Here is a 3,485-nt window from a genome sequence, read left to right as displayed (position 1 = left end):
CCGAAACGGTGATTGAACAGCTGTGGGATAAGGCTTCGTTAGCCGTTCAACTCCATTTTGACGCAGTAAAAGTAGCCTGTTTTGAAAGTAACAAAGAGCTTGTTGGATTTGCGGATCGTCATCAATTCGAGCTTTACAATATCGAAAAAACTCTGGCTGTACACCGCTCCCTTTTTGAGCCATCTACAAATAAAAGCCAGTCGATCGTAGATTTGCATATGGATGATCTGGATCGCCTTTCATTGATTCACCCATCCGGAGCCTACTACACAACGGAGGAAATGGTCCGGCTCTCTAAAGAAGAAGGTAATTATTTATGGGGCTTTCAAAAAAACGGTGAACTTACTGGCTATATCTATATGGAAACTATTTTGCCGGGTCATGAAGCGGAAATATGCTTTGTGAATGTAGCAGCTGGAGAGAGAGGAGCCGGTATTGGTTCTATATTGATCGAACACGCCCTTCAATACGCCTTTCACGCCTTAGAATTTGACGTGGTCACAATATCCGTCCGTACTCAGAACAAACAGGCCGAAAAGTTATATAGACAATTCGGATTCAGGGAAATCAACACGATCTATGCCTATCAAAAACAATTTCAAAAAATGTCCTCCAGCAGTTCTTATCATTAAAAAAGATTCATCGTGAGCGAAAAGGGAACAGGAATCGTAGACGTAGATTCAACAAGGAGGAGCTCATGAATTATGAAAGATTTGATCCAATCTACATTGCACAAATTGGAGGACTACACTGCCATCGAGGAGATAAAACAGGTCAGTGGTGGAGATATCAATCGCTCTTTTTTGGTAAGAACAGAAAGTCACCACTATTTTATGAAGGGAAACAAACAGGTCCCTCCCCATTTTTTCAAAGCAGAAGCGGAAGGATTGCAATTAATCCGAGATACGGACACGGTAAACGTACCAACTGTTTATTACTTTGATGAACCAGAAAAAGGTGAGGAAGCCATACTTGCTATGGATTGGGTGGAGCCAGGTGTCCAAGATGCTTCCGGAGAATTGGGACAGAAGCTGGCCCTTATGCATCAGCATACAGAAGACTCCTACGGGTATGACTCCCCCACTTTCGTTGGAACACTCGATCAACCTAACGGATGGACCTCCACCTGGGTCGATTATTATCGAAACTATCGATTGAAGACGCAGATGGACTATGCAAAATCGCTTGGAAGATTACCTGGAAAGCGGCAGAAAAGACTCGAAAAATTACTGGAAAGACTAGACGACTGGGTCCCTGCCCACCCAATAGCCTCTCTTTTACACGGAGATCTGTGGGGAGGAAATTGGATGACTGGTGCGGATCACAGCCCCTACCTGATCGATCCATCTGTCTTGTACGGAGACCATGGTTTCGAACTAGCTTTTACTGAACTATTCGGCGGTTTTTCCAAAGCGTTTTACGATTCTTATCAGGAACATTTCCCTCTTCCTGACCATTACGAGGATATCAAACCTTTATATCAACTCTTTTACCTGCTCGTCCATTTAAACATGTTCGGCGAAAGTTATGGTTCCGGTGTAGACCGTATTCTGAAAAGATACGTTGGATAACTAGGAGTAAGCTCTCCCTTTTCCTGAGTCTGTGATTTCTACAAGCTCTAATGGATAAGGTGTAAAATAGGTCTGCTTCTTCAAGTAGGCGCTTTGAAATCGATCCACCCAGGATTGCAGGACGCTGAGAACGGCACTTAGAGGTACTTTTTCGTCAACGTATTGATTAAGAAGGGACTGAAATCCTTCTTTTTCTTTGGAACTCAATTCTCTCTTAAAATATCCAGCCATATGCTGGCAAACATTTACATGAGCACTTGATTTCGCAGGTTTTTCCATTAAACGATGAAGTCGTTCCTCATAATACTCCACAACCTCATCAAAAGGAAGATGGCCATGGTTCGCAATGAGTCTCCCCATCTGCTTCAATATTCCTGGCTGATATGCCATGAACAAATATTTATTTTGAGAATGGAAAGCCTGCAGGTCTCGCATACCCCCATTCTTCTTCATAGTTCTAAACGAAGCGAGAGTGAAAAGCTTCGTAAGGAAATGATGTCTTAATGTGAAATTCTTCAACCTTCCTTCTTCTTCGATCGCCAGTCCGCCAAACTGCTGCAGGATTTCACTTGCGAACAATCCAGAGGTTTTACTGACGACCTGGGAGTTCTTTTCACTTTGATAAACCTTCACATCTTGCATACCGCAAGTAGGTGAACGGTTCTTTAATAGAAACCCATCTACCTCTGTTAATTGACTTAAGAATGCTTTTGAGAAATCTTTCATGGTAGATGTTAGATTTTCTCCTGTTTTCGGTTGGATCAACTGTTGTTCTTCATCATCAACAATTCGGATGACCTCCCTGGGAACTCCAAGTCCAATTTCAACTTCCGGACAAACCGGGATGAATTCTACATAAGGCCTCATCCGTTGAACAGCTTTATCCGGAATCACAGCGCCATTATATCTCACTTCCCCAAATTCTAAGCATTGACTGACTACGACTTTTGGAACTGGAAAGTCACTCACCGGCAACACCCCTTTTTCTATCCATCAAGACTCTTAGTATATGCAGGAATTCCTTTAATTTGAGTCGAATAAACATGCTTATACGCCCACATTCAAATTTCCTATTGGTTTTTGTCGATAAACATACTAAAATAAGTAATGTTGCATATTTATTCTTAAATTTTTATAAATAAAAATAGAGAAAGTCAGGAGAGATGTTTGGATGAAAGCGAAAGACTTTAAAGTATCATCACATTTACGTTTCATCATCCCGTCTGTGATTGGAATTTTCTTATTCATGTATCCAATTGTAGGGGATGACGGATCCGTTACGATTCCTATCGCTATTCTAGCAGGGTGGGTGGAAACATGGCTGGCTGATCAGCTTTCCCTGATTATGACCATCATCATTTCCATCACAGCGATCGGTACGGTATGGGTTAAATTAATAGGGCCAGATAAGCTGAATCATCTGCCTTTTTTCAAGTCTTTATTCAGTGTTCCCCCTATCTGGGTGGTCACGCGAGTACTAGGGATGATTTTCGCAATCATGGTGTATTTCCAAATTGGTCCAGTAGCCATTACATCTGAAAACACCGGTGGATTGCTGTTAGATTCACTCCTACATGTATTATTTGCAGTCTTCCTGTTTGCAGGACTATTTCTTCCGCTATTATTAAACTATGGTTTACTGGAATTGTTTGGCGTAATTCTAACAAAGATTATGCGTCCTCTATTCAAGCTACCGGGACGTTCATCGATTGATTCCCTGGCCTCATGGCTAGGAGACGGAACCATCGGGGTATTATTGACAAGTAAGCAATATGAAGATGGGTACTATACGAAACGTGAAGCGGCTGTCATTGGGACAACCTTCTCTGTGGTTTCCATTACTTTCAGCTTAGTCGTTATTGAACAAGTTGGATTAAAGGATATGTTTATACCCTTTTATTTGACCGTAGCATT

General features: G+C 41.8%; 4 protein-coding genes. 3 read left to right on the top strand and 1 reads right to left on the bottom strand.

Annotated elements, in window-relative coordinates; translation table 11 throughout:
* The coding region (locus tag LD39_RS04030) for an N-acetyltransferase (RefSeq protein WP_035543132.1) at positions 1–632 on the top strand (632 nt) is incomplete at its 5' end.
* A gap of 72 nt (positions 633–704) precedes the next feature.
* Positions 705–1,571, top strand: a complete 867-nt coding sequence (locus tag LD39_RS04025) for a fructosamine kinase family protein (RefSeq protein ID WP_035543130.1) — start codon at positions 705–707, stop codon at positions 1,569–1,571.
* Here the strand turns inward: LD39_RS04025 and LD39_RS04020 are convergent, their stop codons facing one another.
* The gene (locus tag LD39_RS04020; RefSeq protein ID WP_035543127.1) at positions 1,572–2,540 is read right to left on the bottom strand and encodes a DUF523 and DUF1722 domain-containing protein; all 969 of its coding nucleotides are present in this window, start codon (positions 2,538–2,540) and stop codon (positions 1,572–1,574) included. It abuts the gene before it with no gap.
* Between the two features lie 202 nt (positions 2,541–2,742).
* On the opposite strand from LD39_RS04020, the gene LD39_RS04015 reads away from it, so the two are divergent.
* The coding region (locus tag LD39_RS04015; RefSeq protein ID WP_035543125.1) for a YjiH family protein at positions 2,743–3,485 on the top strand (743 nt) is incomplete at its 3' end.

The sequence above is a fragment of the Halobacillus sp. BBL2006 genome (assembly GCF_000786645.1).
Taxonomy (GTDB): domain Bacteria; phylum Bacillota; class Bacilli; order Bacillales; family Halobacillaceae; genus Halobacillus.
Note: the sequence above shows the minus strand (reverse complement) of the source record. Positions and strands in the feature narration are given on the sequence as shown.